Consider the following 23,465-nt stretch of genomic DNA (forward strand, 5'->3'; position numbering starts at 1 on the left):
CATGGTCCCAGGGCGCCCGCCGATTTTCCCGTCAGATGAAAACTAGACGCGTATCACACGAAAGGACTTGGTTTGCCTTATGAATATTAATTAGAATCAGTCTCATTTGAATAATCCTTCGCGCAGGGCTCTTGACATGATTGAAGCAGCGACGCCACCGGAGCAAAGCCTACATGCCCTGTACCGCGACCATCGAAGCTGGCTCGAGAGTTGGTTGCGCCAGCGCATGGGCAACGCCTGGGATGCGGCGGACCTGAGCCAGGACACCTTCCTGCGCGTACTGACCAGCTCCCAGCAGCTGGTCGACCTGCGCGAGCCGCGGGCCTACCTGGTGACCGTCGGCAAGCGCCTGCTGAGCAACTTCTATACCCGGCGCAAACTCGAACAGGCCTACCTGGACGCGCTGGCCAGCCTGCCCGAAGACAGCGTGCCGTCCCCGGAACAGCGCTGGGTGCTGCTGGAAACCCTGCAAGCCCTCGACGAACTGCTCGACGGCCTGCAGCCGCTGGTGCGCCGGGCATTTCTCTGGAGCCAGCTGGAAGGGCTGGGCTACCGCGAGATCGCCGAACGCCTCGACGTCTCGGAACGCACCGTCAAGCGCTACATGGCCCAGGCCTATGAACACTGCCTGCTGGTGGAACTGTGATGCGCTCGGCGCCGTCCAGCGAAACCCGCGAAGTGGCCCGCGCCGCGGCCCAGTGGCTGGCGCTGCTGGAATCCGGCGCGGCCAACGCCGACGATCACGCCCGCTTGCAGCACTGGCGCAACAGCAACAGCCGTCACGAAAGCGCCTGGCAGAAGGCGCAGCTGCTGCGCCAGCGTTTCTCCGCGCTGCCGTCGGCCCTGGCGATGGCCACCCTGGACCGTCCCGAGCCGTCGCGGCGCGCGGTACTCAAGCGCGCCCTCGGCGTCGCCGCGCTGGTGCCGGCCGCCTGGCTGCTGACACGCCAGTTGCCCCTGGACGTGTGGCGCGCCGACCTGCAGACCAGCACCGGTGAACACCGCACAGTGCCCCTGGCCGATGGCAGCTCCTTGCAGTTGAACACCGCCAGCGCGGTCAACATCGACCTGGGCGCGCGGCAAGTGACCCTGATGCGCGGCGAGATGGCGCTCAAGGTGGCGGGCAGCGCGCCGCTGACCATCCAGGCGCGTTACGGTCGCATCATCGTCAGCCGCAGCGAAGTCTGCGTGCGCCTCAACGAGCACGATTGCCGGGTGTCGGTGGTCAGCGGCTCGGTGCAGCTGCAACCCTTGTTCGGGCCGCAACTGGTGTTGCGCGAAGGCCAGCGGGTCCGGCTGCGGGCGGAGGGCGCCGGCCAGATCGACGCATTCGACGCGCAGTTGCCGGGCTGGCGCGACGGCGTGCTGATGGCGCAGAACCAGCCGCTGGGAGACTTCCTGCGCGAGCTGAGCCGTTATCGTCCGGGCCTGCTGCGCTGGGATCCGCAACTGGAAGCCTTGCGCGTCACCGGCAGCTTCCGTCTCGACAATACCGACCGCGTGCTGTCGCTGCTGGCCGCCAGCCTGCCGCTGGAGGTGCATTTGCGCACCCGCTACTGGGTGACCCTGACCTCGGCAAAAGAAACCCCACCGAAAAACACCCCGCAAAAAAATATTGGCTGAAGCCTGTCCCTTTTTTTCGCCTCGCCGGTCATTTCAGGTAAGTGAACAAAAAACGAGAGCTTCCTCCCATGCCCGCAGTATTGCCTTTCCGTTTGCGCCCGGTTTCGCCGGGCCTGCGTCCGTTGTTGCATTTGGGCCTCATGCTGACCCTCAGTTCCAGTCCGTTATTCATCCAGGCCAGTTGGGCCGACGACGCCGCGCGGCGCAGCTACCAGGTGCCGGCCGGCCCGCTGAGCGCCGTGCTGACCCGTTTCGCCGGCCTGGCGGGGGTCAACCTGTCGGTGGACCCACAGCTGGTCAGCGGGCGCAACAGCAGCGGGCTGTCCGGCGAGTATGGGGTGGAAGAGGGCTTTGCCCGCTTGCTGCAGGGTTCCGGCCTGCAACTGCAACCGGTGGGCGAGCAGGCTTATATCCTCACCCCGGCGCCGCAAGGCAGCAGCCTGCAACTGGCGCCGACCTCGATTCTCGGCGCCAGCGGCGCGACCGACAGCGACGTCTTCGCCGGCGGCCAGGTGGCGCGCCGGGGTTCCCAGGGCCTGCTGGGCTCGAAGGACTTCATGGAAACGCCGTTCAGCATGACCACCTACACCAGCGAGGTGGTGAAGAACCAGCAGGCGCGGACCCTCGGCGACCTGATCGCCAGCGACCCTTCGGTGCGCGCCACCAACCCGGCGGGCGGCCGCTACGAGCAATTCACCATCCGTGGTTTCAGCCTGTTCAACAGCGATGTCGCCTACAACGGCCTGTACGGCGTGCTGCCGACCTACACCATCGACATGGAAATGGCCGACCGGGTGGACATCCTCAAGGGCCCGACCCAGCTGATCAACGGCATCTCGCCGCGGGGCAGCGTCGGCGGCGGGATCAACGTGGTGCCCAAGCGCGCCACCGACAAGCCCATTACCGAACTCACCGGTAGCTACGCCTCCGACAGCCAGGTCGGCGGCGCGGTGGATATCGGCCGGCGCTTCGGTGAGGACAACAAGTTCGGCGTGCGCCTGAACGCGGTCAAGCAGTCCGGCGACACCGAATGGGATCACCAGAGCGTCGACCGCGAGATGGCGGTGCTGGGCCTGGACTTCCGCGGCGAACGCCTGCGCCTGTCGACGGACATCGGCCACACCGAGCGCGATACCGACGCGCCCCAGGAGCGGGTGCAGATCGGTGCCAACGCCAAGGTGCCGGACGCCGACGATGTGCGGCACAACTATGCGCAGTCCTGGAGCAAGGCGCGGACCAAGGACACTTTCGGCACGGTCAACGCCGAATACGACGTCAGCGACTCGGTCATGCTGTACGGCGGCGTCGGCGCGCGCAAAAGCAACCACGACTTCCTGCGCCATGCCGTGTCGATCAGCAACGACGCCGGCGACTTCAGCGTCCAGCCCCGCGACTTCACCCGCGACGAAAACGTGCGCACCACCACGGCGGGCGTGCGCAGCTGGTTCCATACCGGCCCGGTAAGCCATGAGGTCAACCTGGCGGCCAGCTACTTCTACATGGATTTCGAAAACGGCGGCGCGCGCTATGCCGCGTCCCCCAGCAACCTCTACAACCCGCGGCCGACGCCGACCCCGTCGCGGCCGACGCGTTTGGACCCCAAGGTCTACACCGAGAACCGCTTCAGCGGCGTGGCGCTGTCCGACACCCTGGGCTTCTTCGATGACCGCCTGCTGCTGACCCTCGGCGCGCGCTGGCAGCGGGTCAAGGTCGATGACTGGAGCGACGGCGTCAAAGGCGACACCGCCTACGACGAGGAAAAGGTCTCGCCTTCGGGTGGCCTGCTGTTCAAGGCCACCGACCAGTTGTCGCTGTACGTCAACTACATGGAAGGCCTGAGCCAGGGCAAGATCGCGCCGTCGACCTCGATCAACGAAGACGAAATCTTCCCGCCCTTCATCAGCCGCCAGGTCGAGGCCGGCGCCAAGTACGACGCCGGGGCGTTCGCCCTGACCGCCGCGGTATTCCGCATCAAGCAGCCGGCCTATGAGACCAACGCCACCACCCGGGTCTTCGGCCCGAACGGCAAGCGCCAGAACGACGGCGTCGAGCTCAGCGTGTTCGGCGAGCCGCTCAAGGGCTTCCGCCTGCTGGGCGGGGTGATGTACATCGACAGCGAACTGAAGGACACCACCAGCGGCACCTTCGATGGCAACCGCGCGCCGGCCACGCCGAAATACAACGTCAACCTGGGCGCCGAGTGGGATGTGCCGAAGGTCCAGGGCCTGACCCTGACCGCACGCGGCATCTACTCCAGCTCGCAGTACCTGGACCAGGCCAACAGCAAGGAAATCGACTCCTGGGAGCGCTTCGACCTGGGCGCGCGCTACGCATTCAAGCTCGACGACAAGGACATCACCTTGCGCGCCAATGTCGAGAACGTGCTGGACAAGCGTTACTGGAGTTCGGCCGGGGCCTCGGACGACAGCGAGCCGGGCTTGACCCTGGCGACGCCACGGACCCTGCTGCTCTCGGCAACCGTGGGCTTCTGAAAAGCGATGCGGACAAGCGCCACAGGGAAGGGCGCACCGCCGTATTGATCGGCCATGACCGGTTCCCGGTCGAGGAAGGATGTATGCCCGTTATTACAGGATGAACTTGCCGCCTCTTGAATGAGGTATTGGCCATTTAATGGCAACTAACGAAGTTGTCGGAAAGATGGCAATAACATGGCTAACTCATGGCATCGTTAATGACGTTTCCCAGGTTTATCAACTTGGTTGCTGGCGTGTGCGCGATATTTAACTTATGCCTGGAAGTGCTATGTAAATTTCAAAATAAGTTCGAATAAGCAGTTGCACCTTTTTATTAATGATAATAATTTGCATGTCGAATTTAACGAGGGTGAACAGATGTTGAATGATGGCATATTGCGCACTAGTCCTCTGCAAAAAACCAATGCCGACTATCTGGCCCGGCAAGGCAAGTTTGAATCCAATGTGCGCAGTTATCCGCGCAAGTTGCCGCTGGCCATCGCCAAGGCGCATGGGGTCTGGGTCACCGACGTCGAGGGCAAGACCTATCTGGACTGCCTGGCCGGCGCCGGCACCCTGGCCCTGGGGCACAACCACCCGGCGATCATGGCCAGCCTCGACAGCTTCCTGGCCTCGGGCATGCCCATGCACACCCTGGACCTGACCACCGTGGTCAAGGACGCCTTCAGTGAAACCCTGCTCAGCCTGCTGCCGGGCCAGGGGCGCGACTACTGCCTGCAATTCTGTGGGCCGTCCGGGGCGGACGCGGTGGAAGCGGCGCTGAAACTGGCCAAGACCCACACCGGGCGGCACAACGTCATCAGTTTCTCCGGGGCCTACCACGGCATGACCCACGGTGCCCTGGCGCTGACCGGCAATACCGCGCCGAAGAACGCCATCGCCGGCCTGATGCCGGGGGTGCAGTTCATGCCGTACCCCCACGAATACCGTTGTCCGCTGGGCATCGGCGGCGAAGCCGGGGTCGAGGCGCTGACCCATTACTTCACCCAGTTCATCGAGGACGTGGAAAGCGGCGTGTCCTTGCCGGCGGCGGTGATTCTCGAAGCCGTGCAGGGCGAGGGCGGGGTCAACTGCGCGCCGGCCAGCTGGCTGCGGGCGATCCGCGAAGTGACCCGCAAGCACGGCATCGTGCTGATCCTCGACGAAGTGCAGGCCGGTTTTGCCCGCACCGGCAAGATGTTCGCCTTCGAGCACGCCGGCATCGAGCCGGACATGATCGTCATGTCCAAGGCGGTGGGCGGTGGCCTGCCGATGGCGGTGCTGGGCATCAAGCGCGAGTTCGATGCCTGGGAGCCGGGCAACCACGCCGGCACCTTCCGCGGCAACCAGATGGCCATGGCCGCGGGCCTGGCGACCCTGCAGGTGCTGCGCGAGCAGAACATCGCGGCCCTGGCCGAGCGCCGCGGGCAGTGGCTCAAGGAGCAACTGACGGCCTTGCAGCAAACCTATCCGGCCCTGGGCCAGGTGCGCGGGCGCGGCCTGATGCTGGGCATCGAGATCGTCGACGAGCGCCAGCCGGCAGACCGCCACGGGCATTTCCCGTCGGACCCGACCCTGGCCGTGGCCATCCAGCAGCACTGCTTCAAACAGGGCCTGCTGCTGGAGCGCGGCGGACGACGGGGCAACGTGATTCGCCTGTTGCCGCCGCTGGTCATCGACGACGAACAGTGCCAGCAGGTTATCCAGCGTTTTACCCGCGCGGTGGCGGACGCTTTATTGCAGACCCGCTCTTGAAGTGCGGTTCCGGGGATTAACCGGATTCGATAAAAGTGTGTCGTTTTTCACACTTTAAGTTCCTGATAGAAAAACTGTCAGATGAAAAATTTTTATTTGAAAGTGCAAGCGGACGATTTCGTCCGACGGGTATCTGTCGGCTTTCAATGTGGCCGAAGAGCAACTAACTATTTGCCGCGACATTACGCAGCCAGTGACCGCACGGGCTACTGTGGAGCACCTATGAATTATTCAGATCGCGATGTTTTATCAAAGCATGTTTTATCGCAGATGGTCAGTGAACTGGCGACCACACGCGCCTTGCTCAATTGTCTGATCAAAGAGTTCGCCTTGCCGGAAAACTGCCTCAGTTACAGCTGGCCGACGCAGATGCAGGGCATTGCCCCCGGCAGTTACCTGGATGGCCTGGAATGGAAGGGCATCCCGTTGACCATCGACCTGCCCAACCGGCAGCAGTTCTTCGTCATGGTCGATCGCCGCGACCACCTGGGCAGCCACCGTTACCTGTCGGACGTGTATGCCCGGCGCGAGGGCGAGACCTGGCGCTGCCTGGCCTTTGCCGAGTTCGTCGAGCAACTGCTCGGCGCCTGTGAGCACATGACCCGGGCCAGCAACGACGAGCTGCTGGACCAGGTGCTGCAAAGCCAACTGCTGACTGCCGCCATCGTCGCCCACAACATGGACGGCCAGGGCCCGGCGCCGCTCAGCGGCTACCTGGCCAGCGAGCAGGGCCTGTGGTTCGGCCACCCCAACCACCCGGCGCCCAAGGCGCGGCTGTGGCCGGCGCACCTGGCCCAGGAAACCTACGCCCCGGAATTCCAGGCCGAGACCGCGCTGCACCTGTTCGAAGTGCCGCGCCAGGGCTTGCGGGTGACCGCCAGCGGCCTCAGCGAGGAGCAGGTGATGGCCGGTTTCGCCGACCAGGGCCGGGCACGCCCGGGGCACGCGATGATCTGCATGCACCCGGTGCAGGCCGAGCTGTTCATGCAGGACCGCCGCGTGCAGCGCCTGCTGGAGCTGGGCGAGGTGGTGGACCACGGGCCGACTGGGCCGCTCGCCAGCCCGACGGCGTCGATGCGCACCTGGTACATCGAGGACCACGACTTTTTCATCAAGGGCTCGCTGAACGTGCGCATCACCAATTGCGTGCGCAAGAACGCCTGGTACGAGCTGGAAAGCACGCTGATCATCGACCAGCTGTTCCAGCGCCTGCAGCGGACCCAGGCCGAAACCCTCGGCGGGCTGTCGGCGGTGGCCGAGCCGGGTTCCATGAGCTGGGCGCCGCAGCAGGCCAGCGAAGCCGATGCCCATTGGTTCCGCGAACAGACCGGGGCGATCCTGCGGGAGAACTTCTGCCGCCGCGCCGGCGCCGAGCGCAGTGTGATGGCCGGCACCCTGTTCGCCCGCGACATCCATTCGCGGCCGCTGGTGCATGACTTCCTGCAAGGCTTCAACGCCCAGCCACTGGCGGACGAACAGCTGGTGGACTGGTTCGACCAGTACCAGGCGCTGCTGCTGCGGCCGGTGCTGGCGCTGTTCTTCAACCACGGCGTGGTGATGGAGCCGCACCTGCAGAACAGTGTGCTGATCCACGACCAGGGCCAGCCGCAACAGCTGCTGCTGCGGGATTTCGAGGGGGTCAAGCTCACCGATGAGCTGGGCATGGCGCAGATCGAGGTCGGCCTGCACCCGCGGGTGCGCCAGTCGCTGCTGTATTCCCGGGAGCAGGGCTGGAGCCGCATCACCTATTGCCTGCTGATCAACAACCTGTCGGAAGCGGTGCTGGCCCTGAGCTGGGAACGCCCGCACCTGGCGCCGCTGATGTGGCAGCGGGTCGAGCAGCAATTGCGGCGCATCCGTGACGAACTGGTACGCCCGGCGCCGGAACTGGACGCGCTGATCGCCGGCCAGCCGATCGCCTGCAAGACCAACCTCAAGGTACGCCTGGCCGCCAAGGCCGACCGCCAGGCCGGCTACGTCAACCTGAATTCGCCGTGGAGCGAGGAGGCCCGTTATGGCTGAGTTGTCCCAGGCGGTCCTGAACGCCATCGACCAGGCCCGGGCCGGCAGTGCCGATCCGCTGGCGGCCTTCATCTACGATCTGGATGCCTTGCAGGCCCATGTGCGCCAGGTGATGGCGGCGTTGCCGGCCGGGGTCGAGCTGTATTACGCGATCAAGGCCAACAGCGAGGCGCCGGTGCTGGCGGCGCTGGCCCCGTTGGTCAGCGGTTTCGAGATTTCCTCGGGCGGCGAGATCGAGCGGGTGGTGGCCTGTCCGACCCGCAAGCCCTATGTATTTTCCGGCCCCGGCAAGCTCGATTCCGACCTGCGCGCGGCCCTGGCCCACCAGGTGGAAGCCGTGCACCTGGAAAGCCTCAACGAGATCGAGCGCCTGCAACGCCTGGCCGTGGAAGCCGGGCGGGTGCAGCCGGTATTCATCCGCATCAACCCGCATTTGCCACAGAATCAGTCGAGCCGGCTGGCCATGGCCGGCACCGCCACGCCGTTCGGCATCGACGAGGCGGAACTGGCCGAGGCCGTGCAAAGAGTCGACCGGGCCAGCCATCTGCGCCTCAAGGGTTTCCATGTGCACGCCATGTCCCACCAGCAGTCGGTGGAGCGCCATGAGCAGTTGCTGGACTTCTATCTGCAACGCTGGCCGCTATGGAAGGCCCTGGCGGCGCACCCCGAGCAACTGACCCACCTGAATGTCGGCGGCGGTATCGGCGTCGATTACCTCAGTGGCCAGCAGTTCGACTGGCAACGCCTGTGCCGCTACCTGGAGCGCCGGCTGGCGGAGCAGGGCGATCAGGCACCGGTCCTGCGCTTCGAGCCGGGGCGTTTTATCAGTGCCTTTTGCGGCTACTACGTGATCGAGGTGCTGGACACCAAGACCAGCCACGGCGAGCACTTCCTGGTGTGCCGGGGCGGCACCCACCAGTTCCGCCTGCCCGCGGCGCAGAGCCACAACCACCCGCTGATTCACCTGCCGCGCACGCCGCAGCCGGCGCACACCGCGGAGCAGGCCTGGACCGTGGTCGGCCAGCTGTGCACGCCCAAGGATGTGCTGAGCCGGGCCCAACCGCTCAAGGGCGTCAGCGTCGGCGACCTGCTGGTGCTGCCGATGGCCGGGGCCTATGGCTACAACATTTCCCACGCCGATTTCCTTTGTCATCCACGGCCGGCGCAGCACTTCCTGCGCCAGGGCGAACTGCTCGAAGGAGCGGTGCTGTGAGTTTCAAGGCGCCGCGCGCTTGGGTGGTGGTCAACGTGCTGCTCGGCACCCTGACCGTCAGCCTCAACAACAGCTCGTTGAACCCGGCGCTGCCGGCGTTCATGGAGGCGTTCGCCATCGGCCCGCTGATGGCCACCTGGATAGTCGCGGCTTTCATGACCAGCATGGGCATGACCATGCCGCTGACCAGCTTCCTCAGCCAGCGCCTGGGCCGCCGGCGCCTGTACCTGTGGGGCGTGGCGCTGTTCATCGGCGGTTCGCTGCTCGGTGCCCTGGCCGATTCGATTGCTCTGGTGATCACCGCGCGGGTGGTGCAGGGGATCGCCAGCGGGCTGATGATCCCGCTGTCCCTGGCGATCATCTTCTCGGTGTACGCCAAGGACGAGCGCGGCCGGGTCACCGGCCTGTGGGGCGCGGCGGTGATGCTCGCGCCGGCGGTGGGCCCGCTGTGCGGCAGCCTGCTGCTGGAGTGGTTCAGCTGGCGCTCGCTGTTTTTGATGAACGTGCCGATCGGTGTCGTCGCGCTGCTGATGGGCCTCGCGGTCCTGCCGGCTGCCGAGCCGGCCGAACGCAAACCGTTCGACCTGGCCGGCTACCTGCTGATCGCCTCGGGCATCGGCCTGCTGATGATCGCCATCAGCCGCCTGCACCACGCCGCCGGGCTGATGGACCCTATGAACCTGGGCATGCTGCTGGTGGCGCTGTTGTGCCTGGTGGCCTTTGTCCGCCTGGAGCTGCGCCGCGAGGCGCCGCTGCTCAACCTGCGGATCTTCGCCCTGCGCGGTTATCGCCTGAGCGTGATCATCGCCGTGGTGCAGTCGGTGGGCATGTTCGAGTGCCTGGTGCTGCTGCCGTTGCTGGTGCAGACGGTGCTCGGCTACAGCGCCATCTGGACCGGCCTGGCACTGCTGTGCACCGCGGTGTTCGCCAGCCTGTTCGGGCGCATGGGCGGTAGCGCCCTGGATCGCCACGGGCCGCGCCGGGTGGTGTCCGTCGGCCTGCTGCTGACCGGCCTGTCGACCCTGGCCCTGGGCCTGCTCCGGGCCGATGCGGCGATCGGCCTGGTGTTCGTGCTGATGATGCTGCGCGGCGCCGGCCTGGGCCTGTCCTACATGCCGGTGACCACCGCCGGGCTGAATGCCTTGCCCGAGCCGATGGTCACCCAGGGCGCGGCGATGAACAACATCTCGCGGCGCCTGGTGTCGTCCCTGGCCATCGTCATCGCCTCGCTGTGGCTGGAGTTCCGTCTGGTTGACGGCGGCGCGCAGGCCCAGCAGGCGGGCATGCCGGGCGCCATCAGCGAGGTGTTCGTGGTCACCGGCCTGCTGATCCTGCTGGCACTGCCCTGTGCCTGGCGTTTTCCCCTTTCCGACGAGACCGCCGAGGCAGTGCCCGGCGCGCTCGAACACCGTTAACCCTTCTTTGCACAAGGTATGAACATGGCGACTGCAATCTCGACAACTTCAAGCCCGCACTCCGGCCCCGGCGCCTGGCTGGCCAGGGTGGATGGGCGTATCGATGAAAAAGTGCAGCAGCGGGTGGTCGGCCAGCTGTTGCAGACCCTGCTGTACGAAGGCGTGCTGCCGTTCGACAGCCAGCCGCTGCAGGGCGGCCAGCGGCGTTTTGTGGTACTCGGCGTCGATGGCCGGCAGGAGCGGGTGGAGTACCACTGCAACGGCCTGCTCAGCGCCAGCTTCGATTTGATCCGCCTCGATTCCTCCAGCCTGGAACGCCTCGACAGCCGCGGCCAGCGCAGCGTGCCGAACCTGCACCAGGCCCTCGCCGAGCTGCTCGGCGACTACCAGGACAGCCCGCACCTGGGGCGCTTCATCCAGGAACTGGAGCAGACCCAGCTCAAGGACCTGCAAGCCCGCAGCCAGGGTTACCAGGCCGAAAAGCCGGCCCACGAACTGGACGTGGACGCCCTGGAGCAGCACTTCATGGACGCCCACAGCTACCACCCGTGCTACAAGTCGCGCATCGGTTTTTCCCTGGCGGACAACCAGGCCTATGGCCCGGAGTTCGCCACGCCGATCGCCGTGGTGTGGCTGGCGGTCGCGCGCAACCGGGCCTCGCTCAAGCATTCGCAAAAACTCGATTTCCCGGCCTTTATCCGCCAGGAGCTGGGCGCCGAGCGCTGGCAGCAGGTCGAGCAGCAACTGGCCAGCCAGGGCAGGGCGCTGGACGACTACCAACTGCTGCCGGTGCACCCGTGGCAGTGGGAAAACCTGATTGTCTCGACCTTCTACCCGGAGTTGCTCAGCGGCGAGCTGATCTACCTCGGCACCTCGGACGACCAGTACAAGGCCCAGCAGTCGATCCGCACCCTGGCCAACGCCACGGCCAAGCAGCGGCCCTACGTCAAGCTGGCCATGAGCATGACCAACACCTCCAGCACGCGCATCCTGGCCCGGCACACGGTGATGAACGGGCCGATCATCACCGACTGGCTGCAACAGCTGATCGCCAGCGACAGCACCGCGCGCCAGCTGGATTTCGTGATCCTCGGCGAAGTGGCCGGGGTCAGCTTCGACTACCAGCACCTCCCTGAGTCCCGCGGGCCCCAGGCCTACGGCACCCTGGGGGCGATCTGGCGCGAAAGCATCCATCAATACCTGAAGGCCGACGAGCAGGCCGTGCCGTTCAACGGCCTGAGCCATGTGGAGAACCGCTATGGCAGTGGGCCGCAGCAGCCGTTCATCGACGCCTGGATCCGCCAGTACGGCCTGCAGGCCTGGACCCGCCAGCTGTTGCAGGTGACGGTGCCGCCGATCATCCACATGCTCTACGCCGAAGGCATCGGCATGGAATCCCACGGCCAGAACATCGTGCTGATCGTCAAGCAGGGCTGGCCGCAGCGCATCGCCCTCAAGGACTTCCACGACGGTGTGCGTTACTCGCCGGCGCACCTGGCGCGCCCCGAGCTGTGCCCGGAGCTGGTGCCGCTGCCCGCCAGCCACGCCAAGCTCAACCGCAACTCCTTCATCCTCACCGATGACGTCAACGCGGTGCGCGACTTCTCCTGCGACTGCTTCTTCTTTATCTGCCTGGCGGAGATGGCGATCTTCCTGCGCCAGCACTACCAGCTCGACGAAGGCCAGTTCTGGCGGATGACCGCCGAGGTGATCCTCGACTACCAGAATGCCCATCCGCAACACCGCGACCGTTTCGGCCTGTTCGACGTGTTCGCGCCGAGCTACGAGGTGGAAGAGCTGACCAAGCGCCGCCTGCTGGGCGACGCTGAGCGGCGCTTCAAGCCGGTGCCCAATCCACTCCACGCCTACAGGCCGCAAGCATGCTGAGAAGCAACCAGCTGAAACGCAAACTGGCGGCCGGGCAGGCGGTGTACGGGCTGATCAGCTCGATTCCGGCGCCGGCGGCCATCGAACTGATCGCCGAGGCCGGGTTCGACTTCGTGATCATTGACATGGAGCACGCGCTGATCAATCCGGAAACCGTCGAGCACATGATCCGCACCGCCGAAGCCTATGAGCTGACGCCGCTGGTGCGGGTCGCCGACCTCAATCCCAAGACCCTGCTGCGCCTGCTCGATGGCGGCGCCCAGGGCATCGTGCTGCCGATGATCGAATCCGCCGAGCAGTTGCAGGCGGCGATCGCCGCCTGCAAATACCACCCGCTGGGCCAGCGCAGCCTCAACGCCGGGCGCCCCGGCAGTTTCGGCAAGCACAGTCTGGCGCAGTACGTGGGGCAGGCCAACGAACAGATCATGCTGGTGGCGATGATCGAAAGCGCCGCCGGCGTGCGCAACGCCGCGCAGATCGCCGCGGTGCCGGGCCTGGACATGATCCTTGAAGGCGCGGCCGACCTCTCGCAATCCCTGGGCATGCCCTGGCAGATCGACCAGCCGCAGGTCCAGCAGGCCCTGCTCGAAGCCTGGCAGGCGGCGGACCATGCCGGCGTGCCGTACTGCGCGATTCCCCGACAGCAGGGCGACCTGGGCCGCTGGCGCGAGCGTGGGGTCCGGGCCTTTGTCCTCGGCGACGAACGCGGCATCGCCTTTCGTGCTCTCCAGGCCAGGTTGGCCACCCTTTCTCTAGAAGGAAAATAATCCGATGAACTTCACTTCCATGGCCGCCGAACTGGTGATGCAGGACCTGATCGATTGCCTGCTGGCCGAAGACTTCTTTGGTCGCGAACCCTTGCCGCTGCTGACGGCCAGCCAATGGCGCCAGGCTCACCCTGAAGCCCCAGCCCTTGAAGGCACCGATGCCCGGCAGCGGATCTGGGAATGGTGCTGCGACGCCCAGGAGCAGCGCTTTATCAGCATCGCCCTGCGCCCGGGCATCACCCAGCAGTGGGAGAAGGTCCCGGGCACGCAGGTTTTGGCCCGCCAGGAGCAGCGCTGGACCGCCTTGGGTCCGGTGGACTTCATGCGCCGGGTGTTCACCGGCATGGGCCCGCGTTTCCAGGACAATGAAAAGGGCCTGACGCTGTTCCTCGAAGTGCTGCATATCAGCGTCTGGCAGACCGCCTTGTCCCTGGAGCACCGGGTCGACCACCAGGGCCTGATGACCCAGGACGGCGCCACCTTCTTGCGCACCATGGAGCAGTGGGCTTCGCTGCGCGATCGTCCGTACCATCCGCTGGCCAAGGCCAAGCAGGGTTTGCTGCAGGCCGAATACCAGCAGTACCAGGCCGAGTTCGCCCAGCCGGTAGCGCTGAACTGGGTGGCGGTGCGCAAGAGCCTGCTGCAAGGCGGCGAGGGCGTGACGGACCTGGAGCAGGTCTACCCGGCGCGCTACCTGTTGCCCGAAGCCTTGCAGGAACGCCTGGCCGGCGAGCTGCACGAACGCGGTATCGGTGACAGCCACGTAGCCTTGCCGGTGCACCCGTGGCAGTTCGAACATGTGTTGCAGGCGCAACTGGGCGATGCCTTCGCCCGTGGCGACTGCCAGCGCCTGGACTTCAGCGAAGCCACGGTCTTCGCTACTTCGTCGCTGCGCTCGATGACCCCTTGTTTCGCCAGCGCCGACTACCTGAAGCTGCCCATGGCCATCTACTCCCTGGGCGCCTCGCGCTACCTGCCGGCGGTGAAGATGATCAACGGCGGCCTCAGCGAGGCGTTGCTGCATCAGGTGCGGCGCCTCGACCCGGTGCTGGAACAGAGCCTGCATCTGTGCGACGAGAGCAAGTGGTGGGCCTTCATGCCGCCCCAGGCGACCCTGTTCGACGAGGCGCCGCGGCACCTGTCGGCGATGGTCCGCGGTTACCCGCAAGCCTTGCTCGATGACCCGGACTGCCGCCTGCTGCCGATGGCCGCCCTGGGCACGCCATTGCCCGGCAGCAACCGGCACTTCTTCGATGAGTGGATGCAGTACCGCGAACTGCCGGCGACCCAGGCTTCGGTGCTGATCCTGTTCAGCGAACTGTGCCAGCGCTTCTTCGACGTCAACCTGCGGATGTTCCGCCTCGGCATGCTCGGCGAGGTGCACGGGCAGAACGCGGTGCTGGTGTGGAAGGCCGGCCAGGCCCAGGGCCTGCTGCTGCGCGACCACGATTCGCTGCGCATCTTCGTGCCGTGGCTGGAACGCAACGGCATGGCCGACCCGGAGTACCGGATCAAGAAAGGCCACGCCAACACCCTGTATCACCAGCGTCCCGAAGACCTGCTGTTCTGGCTGCAGACCCTGGCGATCCAGGTCAATGTGCGGGCGATCATCGACACCCTGGCCCAGGTCTACACCCTGCCGGCCACCGAGCTGTGGAGCGCGCTGCGCCAGGTACTGGACGGGCTGTTGCAGAGCATCGAGTTCGACGACGAGGCGCGGGCAATGATCAGGCACCAACTGTTCGAAGCGCCGCGCTGGCCGCAGAAGCTGTTGCTGACGCCGATGATCGAACGCGCCGGCGGCCCGGGCAGCATGCCGTTCGGCAAGGGCGAGGTGGTCAACCCGTTCCAGCGGCTGGCCGCCGATGCCTGACCCGCTGCTCCATCCTTGCAGGCGCACGCTGTTGCGCCTGTCCCTGGGGTTGCTGGCATTGCCGCAGATCGCCCGCGCCGAACCGCTGCGCCTGGTCACCCTGTTCCAGGGCGCCACCGACAGCGCCGTGGCGCTGGGCGTGACGCCCTGCGGCGTGGTGGAGTCGTCGAGCGAAAAGCCGACCTTCCGTTACCTGCGCCCGGCGCTGGCGAATGTTCCCCACGTTGGCCTGGAAACCCAGCCCAGCCTGGAGGACATCGTGCTGCTGGAGCCAGACGTCATCGTCGCCTCGCGCTTTCGCCACCAGCGCATCGCGCCGCTGCTCGAACGCATGGGCACGGTGCTGATGCTCGAGGAGGTCTTTGAGTTCAAGCGCACCCTGGCGCTGATGGGCGCGGCCCTGAACCGCCAGCAACAGGCCAGCAGCCTGCTGGGCCAATGGCAGCGGCGGGTGGCGCGCTTGCGCGAGCAGTTGCAGGCAAATTTCGCCGGGCGCTGGCCGCCCACGGTGTCGGTGCTGGATGTGCGCGAAGACCACATCCGCAGTTACCTGCCGAGCAGTTTCGCCGGCTCGGTGCTCAGCGAACTGGGCTTCGCCTGGAACCCGGTCGCCCGCGAGTCCCGCGGCACCTATATCAAACTCACCAGTAAAGAGAACTTGCCCGTGGTCGATGCCGACCTGTTTTTTGTATTCCAGCGAGACAGCCAGGCGGTGCAGCACAACTATGAACGGCTGGTGCATTACCCGTTCTGGCAACAGCTGCGTGCCGTACAACAGGACCAAGTGTGGCGGGTCGATGGCATCGCCTGGAGTTTCTCCGGGGGGATCCTCGGCGCCAACCTGATGCTCGACGACATTGCCCGCCTGGTGGCGTCTTCATGAGCCGTGGCCTGAAACTCGGCCTGGCGTTTGTCGTCCTGCTGCTGTGCGCTGGCCTGAGCCTGGCGGCCGGGGCGACCTGGATCGGGCCGTCGCAACTGCTTCAGGGCCTGCTGCAACCGGACAGCCTGAGCGCCGGCCAGCAGTTGATCTTCAGCAGTCGCTTGGCGCGCACCCTGATGGCCGTCGCCGTGGGCGCGAGCCTGGCGGTGGCGGGAGCGCTGATGCAGGCGCTGACCCGCAACCCGCTGGCGTCGCCGGGGTTGTTCGGGGTGAATGCCGGGGCGACCTTTGCGATCATCCTGTGCTCGTCGCTGTTTGCCTTGTCGTCCATGAGCCAGTGGCTGTGGTGCGCCTTTATCGGTGCCGCGTTGGCCGGCAGCCTGGTGTGGCTGATCGGCAATCGCGGGCAGGGCAGCCTCAACCCGCTGCGCATCGTCCTGGCGGGGGCGGCGATCACCGCGTTGTTCTCCGCCTTCAGCCAGGCGTTGCTGGTGGTCAACGAGGAGGGGCTGGACACCGTGCTGTTCTGGCTCGCCGGGTCGCTGTCCGAGCGTGACCTGGCGCTGGCCGCGCCGCTGCTGGTGGGTGTCTTGCTGACCTTGCCGGGGGCGTTGCTGCTGGCCGGGCAGGTCAATGTACTCAACGCCGGCGAAGCCATTGCCATCGGCCTCGGGCAGCGTACCGGCTTGATCCGCTGGCTGATGAGCGTGCTGATCATCTGCTTGGCCGGCAGTGCGGTGGCGCTGGCGGGCAGCATCGGTTTCATCGGCCTGCTGGTGCCGCACATGGTGCGCAAGGGCCTGTCCATCGACCACCGCTGGTTGCTGCCGGGTTGCGCGGTGCTGGGGGCGATCCTCCTGCTGCTGGCCGACACCCTGGGGCGCCTGGTGATCCTGCCGCAGGAGGTGCCGGTGGGGGTGATGACCGCGTTGTTCGGCGCACCGTTCTTTATTTTCCTGGCGCGCCGTGGAGGTCGTTATGAGTAAGACCCTGACCCTGCGCACCGCCGGTTTCTCCCGGCGCATCGACCTGGCGACCCTGTGGCGGCTGTTGCTGGCGCTGCTGGCAACGGCGCTGGTGATGCTCGGCGCCTTGTCCCTGGGCAAGCTCAACCTGTCGCCGCTGACCGTGCTGGAGCTGTTGTGGCGCGGCGGCGACGAGCGCCTGCTGTTCATCGTCGAGCAACTGCGCCTGCCGCGCCTGCTGCTGGCGGCCCTGGTCGGTGCGGCGCTGGCGGTGTCCGGCCTGATTTTGCAGAGCATCATCCGCAACCCGCTGGCGTCCCCCGATCTGCTGGGCATCACCAGCGGCGCCAGTGCCGCGGCGGTGCTGTACCTGTCGTTCTTTTCCCTGCTGCTGGGGCCGCAGTTTTTGCCATTGGCGGCGATGCTCGGTGCCGGGCTGGCGGCCCTGGCGATTTACCTGCTGGCCTGGAAGCAAGGCACCTCGCCGCTGCGCCTGGTGCTGATCGGCGTCGGCGTGTCGGCGCTGCTGGCGGCGGTGACCACCTTTGTCCTGGTGTTCAGTCCGCTGACCACCACCTTGTCGGCCTATGTCTGGCTCACCGGCAGCGTCTACGGCGCCAGTTGGCCGGAGCCGCGGGCCCTGGCCGGCTGGTTGCTGGCGATCCTGCCGTTGCTGGTGTGGCTGGCGCGCCAGGTGCGGGTGCAACAACTGGACGATGCCTTGGCCCAGGGCATCGGTGTGCGGGTACAGTGGCTGCGCGCCGGCCTGTTGCTGGTGAGCGTGGCCCTGGCCGGGGCGGCGGTGGCCTGGGGTGGGGCGATCGCCTTTGTCGGGCTGATCGCGCCACATATCGCCAAGCGCCTGGTGGCCCCGGGTTTCGCCGGGCAGGCGGTGATGGCGGCGCTGGTCGGCGCCAACCTGGTGATGCTCGCCGACCTGATCGGGCGCACCCTGTTCCTGCCCCTGGATCTGCCGGCGGGGATCTTTGTCGCGGTGCTGGGCACGCCGTTCTTTCTTTATCTTTTGATCAACCAGCGGCACTAAGGAATTCCCGATGTCCTCGATGGCAACCCAGCAACTGACCCTGGGCTATCAGCGCCAGGTGATTATCGACGGGCTGGACCTGCAACTGCCGGCGCGCCAGGTGTCGGTGCTGATCGGCAGCAACGGCTGCGGCAAGAGCACCCTGCTCAAATCCCTGGCGCGGCTGCTCAAGCCGCAGCAGGGCTCGGTGATCCTCAATGGCGAGGATATCCAGCGCAAATCCACCGCGGCGGTGGCACGGGAGCTGGCGATCCTGCCGCAGATGCCCAGCGCCCCCGAAGGCATCACCGTGCGCCAGCTGGTGGCCCTGGGGCGTTATCCCTACCAGAACTGGATGCAGCAATGGTCGGCCCAGGATGAAGCCATGGTCGAGCGCGCCCTGTTGCAGACCGGCGTGCAGGCCCTGGCGGAGCGGCCGGTGGACGCCTTGTCCGGCGGCCAGCGCCAGCGGGTGTGGATTGCCATGACCCTGGCCCAGGACACCGAGATCGTGCTGCTCGACGAGCCCACCACCTTTCTCGACCTGGCGCACCAGATCGAGGTGCTGGACCTGTTGCGCGAGCTCAATCGCCAGGAAAACAAGACCATCGTCATGGTCCTGCACGACCTCAACCTGGCCTGCCGCTACGCCGACCATATGGTGGCGGTGCACCAGCGCACCGCGTTCGCCCAGGGCCGGCCCGCGGAGATCCTGACCGAGGAACTGGTCAAGCAGGTGTTCGACCTCAATTGCCGGATCATCCCCGATCCGTTTTTCGGCACGCCGCTGTGCATTCCCTTTGGCCGGGAATTGCCGCAATGAGCCTGCAAGCCGCCTTCAACGGGCAAGACTGGAGCGTGCTATCCGGGCCGCTGCGCCTGAAACCCATGGCGCAATGTGACCGGCAGCGCTCCCTCAGTGCCCGGGCCTTGCTTGACGATGAGACCTGTATCGCGCTGCTCGACCAGCTGGGGCCAGTGATAGGTTCGCCGACCCGGGCGATCACCGCCTCGCTGCTGGCCAAGCGTTTTTCCTTCCTCGCTACCGGCGCCTGCCTGTACGCCATGTCGGTGTGCGACCAGGGCCTGCTGCTGTCACTGGACGATTGTGTGATTGAGTACGGTCACGATGACGGCCTCTGGACTTCGTCGATGCCGCTGCCGGACCGGGCTCCCCAGGCGTATGCCGCGGGCGAACGCGAAGCCTGGCGCGCGTCCATTGTCGAGTCGTTGTTCGCCGGAGTGCTGGCGCCGCTGTGGCAGACCTTCAACCGGGTCAGCGGCATTTCCCGGCGCATCCTCTGGGAAAACACTGCGGTGCGGGTCTATTCGCTGTACGAAAAACGCATGAGCAAGGTCGAGGACCCGCTGATCCGTCTGCGCCACGCAGCCGACTTCGACTGGCTGCTGCAAGAGGCCGCGCCGCAGCTGTTCGGCCTGGACTACAACCCGCTGCGGCACTTTCGCCGCCCGCCGACGCAGTTGGAGGAGGGCAAGAGCATCCGCTTTCGCCGCACCTGCTGCTTCTATTACGAGGCCACCGAGCCCGCCGAGTACTGCTCCACATGCCCGCTGCTGCGCCCGAGGAAATGCCGATGATCGCTCCGCGCCAACAATCCACCAGCGCTGCCTTGCTCGAGCATTACCGCGGCATCGCGCCTTCGACCCTCGGCCACTTTGGCGACGAGGGTTACCTGCGCGGTATCCGCCCGCTGTTCGACGGCCTGCGCATGCTTGGCAATGTGGTGACGGTCAAGGTCTTCGCCCCGGATGGCGCCATCCTGCGCGACGCGCTGCTGCTCAGCGAACCAGGGGACGTGCTGGTGATCCAGTGCGTGGGCGACCAGGAATGCGCCTGCTGGGGTGAACTGCGGACCCTGGCCGGGTTGATCAAGGGCCTTTCCGGGGTGGTGGTGGAGGGCGCGGTCACCGATGTCGCCGCCTTGCGCGAGCATCGCCTGCCGGTGTTCAGCCGTGGCGTCAGTGCCTACACCACCCGCGGCATCGGCCAGCAAGGGGAGGTCAACCTGCCCATCGAGGTGGCCGGGGCGCGGGTCAACCCGGGGGATATCGCCATCGGCGACGACGACGGGGTGTTCATTCTCGACGGGCAACGGGCCGAGGCGCTGTTGCCGGAGCTGCTGGCCAAGGAAGAGCTGGACCGCGAGCGGCGCGCGGCATTCTTGCAGCGCCTGGCTTCCAGCCGCTGACGCGTCGGCGAACCGGTCGGGTATGCACTTTTATAAGGCTCGCTGCTCTGGCCTTGCACCAGGCTAAGGCGATTCCTGGCCCAGGGTAGGCTATCCGGAAGCCTTGCAGAATGACCGCGCAAGCCCGCCAGTACGGCGTTTCAAGGCATGCGGCGCAGCCTGGCACAAAGGCTGCAGGACAGCCGATAACGCCCCACCGCGCATGTCGCGGGCGGGCCGCCCCGTCGGTCAACGCGGATCGATCGGCCAACAGGCCATGGGCACTCGGTGAATCAGGCACAGCAGCCCGATCGCACACCGCAAATAACAGGCAAAGGCGCCTGGAACCGTGAGGTTTCAGGCGTTTTTTTTTGCTTTAAAAAAACCGTGATTGGCTTGGGTCGGGTGCTATTTATGAATGCCATTGTTGCCCCTTTGAACACACACAAAACCCTGATCGTGATCGGCAACGGCATGGTCGGACATCATTGCGTCGAACAGCTGGTGGCGCGCGGCGCCCTCGAGCAGTACCGCCTGCACGTCTTCAGCGAAGAGCCGATGCGCGCCTACGACCGGGTGCACCTGTCCGAGTATTTCACCGGTCGCGACGCCGAATCCCTGGCCCTGGGCGATGCCGCGCTGTACCAGACCCCGGGCCTGACCCTGCACCTGGGCGTGGCGGTGCTGCGCATCGATCGCGCCAACCGCCAGGTGTTCACCTCCGCCGGCCCGCTGCACTACGACAAGCTGGTGCTGGCCACCGGTTCCTACCCCTTCGTGCCACCTATCGAGGGTGCCGAGGGCGACTCGCGCCTGGTCTATCGCACCCTGGAAGACCTCGACGGCATCCGCGCCGCGGCCGCCAATGCCCGGCGCGGCGTGGTGGTGGGCGGCGGGCTGCTCGGCCTGGAGGCGGCCAACGCCTTGAAGAGCCTGGGCCTGGAAGCCCATGTGGTGGAGTTCGCCCCGCGATTGATGCCGGTGCAGCTGGACGAGCAGGGCGGTCGCGCGCTGAAGGCGCGGATCGAAGCCCTGGGCGTCGGCGTGCATCTGGGCAAGGGCACCCAGTCGATCAGCGCCGGCGAGCAGTACCGCTACCGGATGAACTTCGCCGGCGACGACTTCCTGGAAACCGACCTGATCGTGTTCTCCGCCGGTATTCGCGCCCAGGATGCCCTGGCCCGCGACTGCGCCCTGGAGATCGGCCCGCGCGGCGGCGTGGTGGTGGACAACCAGTGCCTGAGTGGCGACCCGCATATCTACGCGATCGGCGAGTGCGCCAGCTGGAACGGCGGCATCTTCGGCCTGGTGGCCCCGGGTTACCAGATGGCCCGCAACGTCGCAGCGCAGCTGTGCGGCGAGCCTGGCGAACCCTTCATGGGCGCGGACATGTCGACCAAGCTCAAGCTGCTGGGGGTCGATGTCGGTTCCATCGGCGACGCCCAGGGCCTGACTCCGGGCGCGCGCAGCTACCAGTTCATCGACGAAGCCACGGCCAGCTACCGGCGCCTGGTGGTGGATGCCAGCGGCAAGCAGGTGCTCGGCGCGGTGCTGGTGGGCGACAACAGCTACTACGACACCTTGCTGCAATACATGCAGAACGGCATCGCCTTGCCCGCCGAACCGGCCGGCCTGATCCTGCCGTCCAGCGCCGGCGCGCCGACCCTCGGCCCGGGCGCCTTGCCCGAGTCGGCCACGGTCTGTTCCTGCCATAACGTCACCAAGGGCGCGATCTGCTCGGCCATCGACGGCGGCTGTTCCGAGCTCGGCCAGCTCAAGGCCCGGACCAAGGCCTGCACCGGTTGCGGCGGCTGCTCCGGCCTGCTCAAGCAGGTGTTCGAGCACGAACTGATCGCCCGTGGCGTCAGCGTCGACAAGAGCTTGTGCGAACACTTCGCCTACACCCGCCAGGAGCTGTACGCGCTGGTGCGGGTCGAGGGCATCCTCAGTTTCGACGAGATGCTCGCCAAGCATGGCCGTGGCCACGTCGGTTGCGATATCTGCAAGCCGGCAATCGGCTCGATCCTCGCTTCGTGCTGGAACCAGCCGATCATGGACCGCTCCCTGGTGCCGCTGCAGGACACCAACGACACCTTCATGGCCAACATGCAGAAGAACGGCACTTACTCGGTGGTGCCGCGGATCGCCGGTGGCGAGATCACCGCCGACAAGCTGATCGTGATCGGCCAGGTGGCGAAGAAATACGACCTCTACACCAAGATCACCGGCGGCCAGCGTATCGACCTGTTCGGCGCCCAGCTGCACCAGCTGCCGGACATCTGGGCCGAGCTGATCGCGGCCGGTTTCGAGACCGGGCATGCCTACGGCAAGTCGACCCGCACCGTGAAGTCCTGCGTGGGCAGTACCTGGTGCCGCTACGGCGTGCAGGACAGCGTGCGCATGGCCCTGGAGATCGAGGACCGCTACAAGGGCCTGCGTTCGCCGCACAAGCTGAAGTTCGCGGTGTCCGGCTGCACCCGCGAATGCGCCGAGGCGCAGAGCAAGGACGTCGGCGTGATCGCCACCGAGAAGGGCTGGAACCTGTACGTCTGCGGCAACGGCGGCATGCGTCCGCGCCACGCCGAACTGTTCGCCACCGACCTCGACGACCAGACGCTGATCCGCTACATCGACCGCTTCCTGATGTTCTACATCCGCACCGCCGACCGCCTGCAACGTACCTCGGTGTGGCGCGAGAGCCTGGAGGGCGGCCTGGATTACCTCAAGGCGGTGGTGATCGACGACAGCCTGGGGCTGGGCGCCGAGCTGGAAGCGCAGATGCAGCTGGTGGTGGACCGCTATGAATGCGAATGGGCCAACGCCCTCAAGGACCCGGAAAAACTCAAGCGCTTCCGCACCTTCGTCAACGACCAGCGCCCGGACCCGGACATTCACTTTGTCCAGGAACGCGGCCAGCGCCGGCCGATCATGGCCGCCGAACTCAACCTGATCCCTGTCACCGAGGAGGTGCTCTGATGAGCCTGTCGACAAGCCTGCAACCTATCGAAAGTGGATTCGCCGAGCAGCCCGGCGTGCAGTGGCAGGCGGTGTGCAGCCGCCAGGACCTGGTCAGCCACAGCGGCGTGGTGGTCTGGCACGACGGTGCCCAGGTGGCGCTGATCTACCTGCCGGACGGCGCGCGGCAGACCCTCTACGCCATCGACAACCATGACCCGCAGTCCGGCGCCAACGTGATCGGCCGCGGCCTGGTGGGCTGCATCAAGGACGAGTTGGTGATCGCCTCGCCCTTGTACAAGCAGCACTTCCGCCTGGCCGACGGCACCTGCCTGGAATACCCGGAGCAACGCCTGCGGACATGGCCGGCGCGGCTGCGCGGCGACGTGGTGGAAATCGGCGTGTGATAAGCCGCACGCC

At 66.2% G+C, this 23,465-nt stretch carries 18 protein-coding genes; all 18 read left to right on the top strand.

Annotated elements, in window-relative coordinates:
* The first annotated feature begins 136 nt into the window (after positions 1-136).
* The 18 genes from H0I86_RS16040 to nirD all read left to right on the top strand — a co-directional run bounded on the left by H0I86_RS16040 (position 137) and on the right by nirD (position 23,452).
* Positions 137-646 carry a sigma-70 family RNA polymerase sigma factor gene (locus H0I86_RS16040; protein ID WP_180921235.1) on the top strand — a complete coding sequence of 170 codons (510 nt, stop codon included), beginning with the start codon at positions 137-139 and terminating at the stop codon, positions 644-646.
* Positions 646-1,623, top strand: a complete 978-nt coding sequence (locus H0I86_RS16045; RefSeq protein WP_180921236.1) for a FecR domain-containing protein — start codon at positions 646-648, stop codon at positions 1,621-1,623. Before H0I86_RS16040 ends, H0I86_RS16045 begins: the two co-directional genes overlap by 1 nt.
* A 68-nt stretch (positions 1,624-1,691) precedes the next feature.
* Positions 1,692-4,115, top strand: a complete 2,424-nt coding sequence (locus H0I86_RS16050; protein WP_180921237.1) for a TonB-dependent receptor — start codon at positions 1,692-1,694, stop codon at positions 4,113-4,115.
* A 360-nt stretch (positions 4,116-4,475) separates the two neighbouring features.
* Complete coding sequence (locus H0I86_RS16055; protein WP_180921238.1) at positions 4,476-5,852, top strand: diaminobutyrate--2-oxoglutarate transaminase; 1,377 nt, start codon at positions 4,476-4,478, stop codon at positions 5,850-5,852.
* Between the two features lie 222 nt (positions 5,853-6,074).
* A complete protein-coding gene (locus H0I86_RS16060; RefSeq protein ID WP_180921239.1) occupies positions 6,075-7,874 on the top strand; it encodes an IucA/IucC family protein in 1,800 nt (599 codons plus the stop codon).
* On the top strand, positions 7,867-9,087 hold the full coding sequence (locus H0I86_RS16065) for a type III PLP-dependent enzyme (protein ID WP_180921240.1): 1,221 nt from the start codon (positions 7,867-7,869) through the stop codon (positions 9,085-9,087). The genes H0I86_RS16060 and H0I86_RS16065 overlap by 8 nt, the downstream gene beginning before the upstream one ends.
* Positions 9,084-10,502, top strand: a complete 1,419-nt coding sequence (locus tag H0I86_RS16070) for a DHA2 family efflux MFS transporter permease subunit (RefSeq protein ID WP_180921241.1) — start codon at positions 9,084-9,086, stop codon at positions 10,500-10,502. The genes H0I86_RS16065 and H0I86_RS16070 overlap by 4 nt, the downstream gene beginning before the upstream one ends.
* A 24-nt stretch (positions 10,503-10,526) precedes the next feature.
* Complete coding sequence (locus tag H0I86_RS16075) at positions 10,527-12,389, top strand: IucA/IucC family protein (protein ID WP_180921242.1); 1,863 nt, start codon at positions 10,527-10,529, stop codon at positions 12,387-12,389.
* Positions 12,383-13,156: an HpcH/HpaI aldolase family protein gene (locus H0I86_RS16080; protein WP_180921243.1), complete on the top strand. Its 774-nt coding sequence runs from the start codon at positions 12,383-12,385 to the stop codon at positions 13,154-13,156. Before H0I86_RS16075 ends, H0I86_RS16080 begins: the two co-directional genes overlap by 7 nt.
* A gap of 4 nt (positions 13,157-13,160) precedes the next feature.
* A complete protein-coding gene (locus H0I86_RS16085; protein WP_180921244.1) occupies positions 13,161-15,029 on the top strand; it encodes an IucA/IucC family protein in 1,869 nt (622 codons plus the stop codon).
* Entirely contained in the window at positions 15,022-15,912 is an 891-nt protein-coding gene (locus H0I86_RS16090; protein ID WP_180921245.1) for an ABC transporter substrate-binding protein, read from the top strand. Before H0I86_RS16085 ends, H0I86_RS16090 begins: the two co-directional genes overlap by 8 nt.
* Complete coding sequence (locus tag H0I86_RS16095; RefSeq protein ID WP_180921246.1) at positions 15,909-16,898, top strand: FecCD family ABC transporter permease; 990 nt, start codon at positions 15,909-15,911, stop codon at positions 16,896-16,898. The genes H0I86_RS16090 and H0I86_RS16095 overlap by 4 nt, the downstream gene beginning before the upstream one ends.
* Entirely contained in the window at positions 16,891-17,922 is a 1,032-nt protein-coding gene (locus H0I86_RS16100) for a FecCD family ABC transporter permease (protein ID WP_180921247.1), read from the top strand. Before H0I86_RS16095 ends, H0I86_RS16100 begins: the two co-directional genes overlap by 8 nt.
* A 10-nt stretch (positions 17,923-17,932) precedes the next feature.
* On the top strand, positions 17,933-18,724 hold the full coding sequence (locus H0I86_RS16105) for an ABC transporter ATP-binding protein (RefSeq protein ID WP_180921248.1): 792 nt from the start codon (positions 17,933-17,935) through the stop codon (positions 18,722-18,724).
* Positions 18,721-19,500, top strand: a complete 780-nt coding sequence (locus tag H0I86_RS16110) for an IucA/IucC family C-terminal-domain containing protein (RefSeq protein ID WP_180921249.1) — start codon at positions 18,721-18,723, stop codon at positions 19,498-19,500. The genes H0I86_RS16105 and H0I86_RS16110 overlap by 4 nt, the downstream gene beginning before the upstream one ends.
* On the top strand, positions 19,497-20,111 hold the full coding sequence (locus H0I86_RS16115) for an RraA family protein (RefSeq protein ID WP_180921250.1): 615 nt from the start codon (positions 19,497-19,499) through the stop codon (positions 20,109-20,111). Before H0I86_RS16110 ends, H0I86_RS16115 begins: the two co-directional genes overlap by 4 nt.
* A 393-nt stretch (positions 20,112-20,504) precedes the next feature.
* The gene (gene nirB, locus H0I86_RS16120) at positions 20,505-23,066 is read left to right on the top strand and encodes a nitrite reductase large subunit NirB (RefSeq protein ID WP_180921251.1); all 2,562 of its coding nucleotides are present in this window, start codon (positions 20,505-20,507) and stop codon (positions 23,064-23,066) included.
* A complete protein-coding gene (gene nirD, locus H0I86_RS16125) occupies positions 23,066-23,452 on the top strand; it encodes a nitrite reductase small subunit NirD (protein WP_180921252.1) in 387 nt (128 codons plus the stop codon). The genes nirB and nirD overlap by 1 nt, the downstream gene beginning before the upstream one ends.
* Positions 23,453-23,465 lie beyond the last annotated feature (13 nt).

Origin of the sequence: Pseudomonas chlororaphis subsp. aurantiaca (genome assembly GCF_013466605.1) — a bacterium.
Lineage (GTDB): Bacteria > Pseudomonadota > Gammaproteobacteria > Pseudomonadales > Pseudomonadaceae > Aquipseudomonas > Aquipseudomonas chlororaphis_I.

What these genes read in the sequence shown, in the direction of transcription:
- H0I86_RS16100 (WP_180921247.1), top strand. Translation starts at nt 16,891, where the DNA reads ATGAGTAAGACCCTGACCCTGCGCACCGCCGGTTTCTCCCGGCGCATC.
- H0I86_RS16065 (WP_180921240.1), top strand. Translation starts at nt 7,867, where the DNA reads ATGGCTGAGTTGTCCCAGGCGGTCCTGAACGCCATCGACCAGGCCCGG.
- H0I86_RS16050 (WP_180921237.1), top strand. Translation starts at nt 1,692, where the DNA reads ATGCCCGCAGTATTGCCTTTCCGTTTGCGCCCGGTTTCGCCGGGCCTG.
- H0I86_RS16105 (WP_180921248.1), top strand. Translation starts at nt 17,933, where the DNA reads ATGTCCTCGATGGCAACCCAGCAACTGACCCTGGGCTATCAGCGCCAG.
- H0I86_RS16095 (WP_180921246.1), top strand. Translation starts at nt 15,909, where the DNA reads ATGAGCCGTGGCCTGAAACTCGGCCTGGCGTTTGTCGTCCTGCTGCTG.
- H0I86_RS16115 (WP_180921250.1), top strand. Translation starts at nt 19,497, where the DNA reads ATGATCGCTCCGCGCCAACAATCCACCAGCGCTGCCTTGCTCGAGCAT.
- H0I86_RS16110 (WP_180921249.1), top strand. Translation starts at nt 18,721, where the DNA reads ATGAGCCTGCAAGCCGCCTTCAACGGGCAAGACTGGAGCGTGCTATCC.
- H0I86_RS16040 (WP_180921235.1), top strand. Translation starts at nt 137, where the DNA reads ATGATTGAAGCAGCGACGCCACCGGAGCAAAGCCTACATGCCCTGTAC.
- H0I86_RS16075 (WP_180921242.1), top strand. Translation starts at nt 10,527, where the DNA reads ATGGCGACTGCAATCTCGACAACTTCAAGCCCGCACTCCGGCCCCGGC.
- H0I86_RS16060 (WP_180921239.1), top strand. Translation starts at nt 6,075, where the DNA reads ATGAATTATTCAGATCGCGATGTTTTATCAAAGCATGTTTTATCGCAG.
- H0I86_RS16055 (WP_180921238.1), top strand. Translation starts at nt 4,476, where the DNA reads ATGTTGAATGATGGCATATTGCGCACTAGTCCTCTGCAAAAAACCAAT.
- H0I86_RS16080 (WP_180921243.1), top strand. Translation starts at nt 12,383, where the DNA reads ATGCTGAGAAGCAACCAGCTGAAACGCAAACTGGCGGCCGGGCAGGCG.
- H0I86_RS16045 (WP_180921236.1), top strand. Translation starts at nt 646, where the DNA reads ATGCGCTCGGCGCCGTCCAGCGAAACCCGCGAAGTGGCCCGCGCCGCG.
- H0I86_RS16085 (WP_180921244.1), top strand. Translation starts at nt 13,161, where the DNA reads ATGAACTTCACTTCCATGGCCGCCGAACTGGTGATGCAGGACCTGATC.
- nirD (WP_180921252.1), top strand. Translation starts at nt 23,066, where the DNA reads ATGAGCCTGTCGACAAGCCTGCAACCTATCGAAAGTGGATTCGCCGAG.
- nirB (WP_180921251.1), top strand. Translation starts at nt 20,505, where the DNA reads ATGAATGCCATTGTTGCCCCTTTGAACACACACAAAACCCTGATCGTG.
- H0I86_RS16090 (WP_180921245.1), top strand. Translation starts at nt 15,022, where the DNA reads ATGCCTGACCCGCTGCTCCATCCTTGCAGGCGCACGCTGTTGCGCCTG.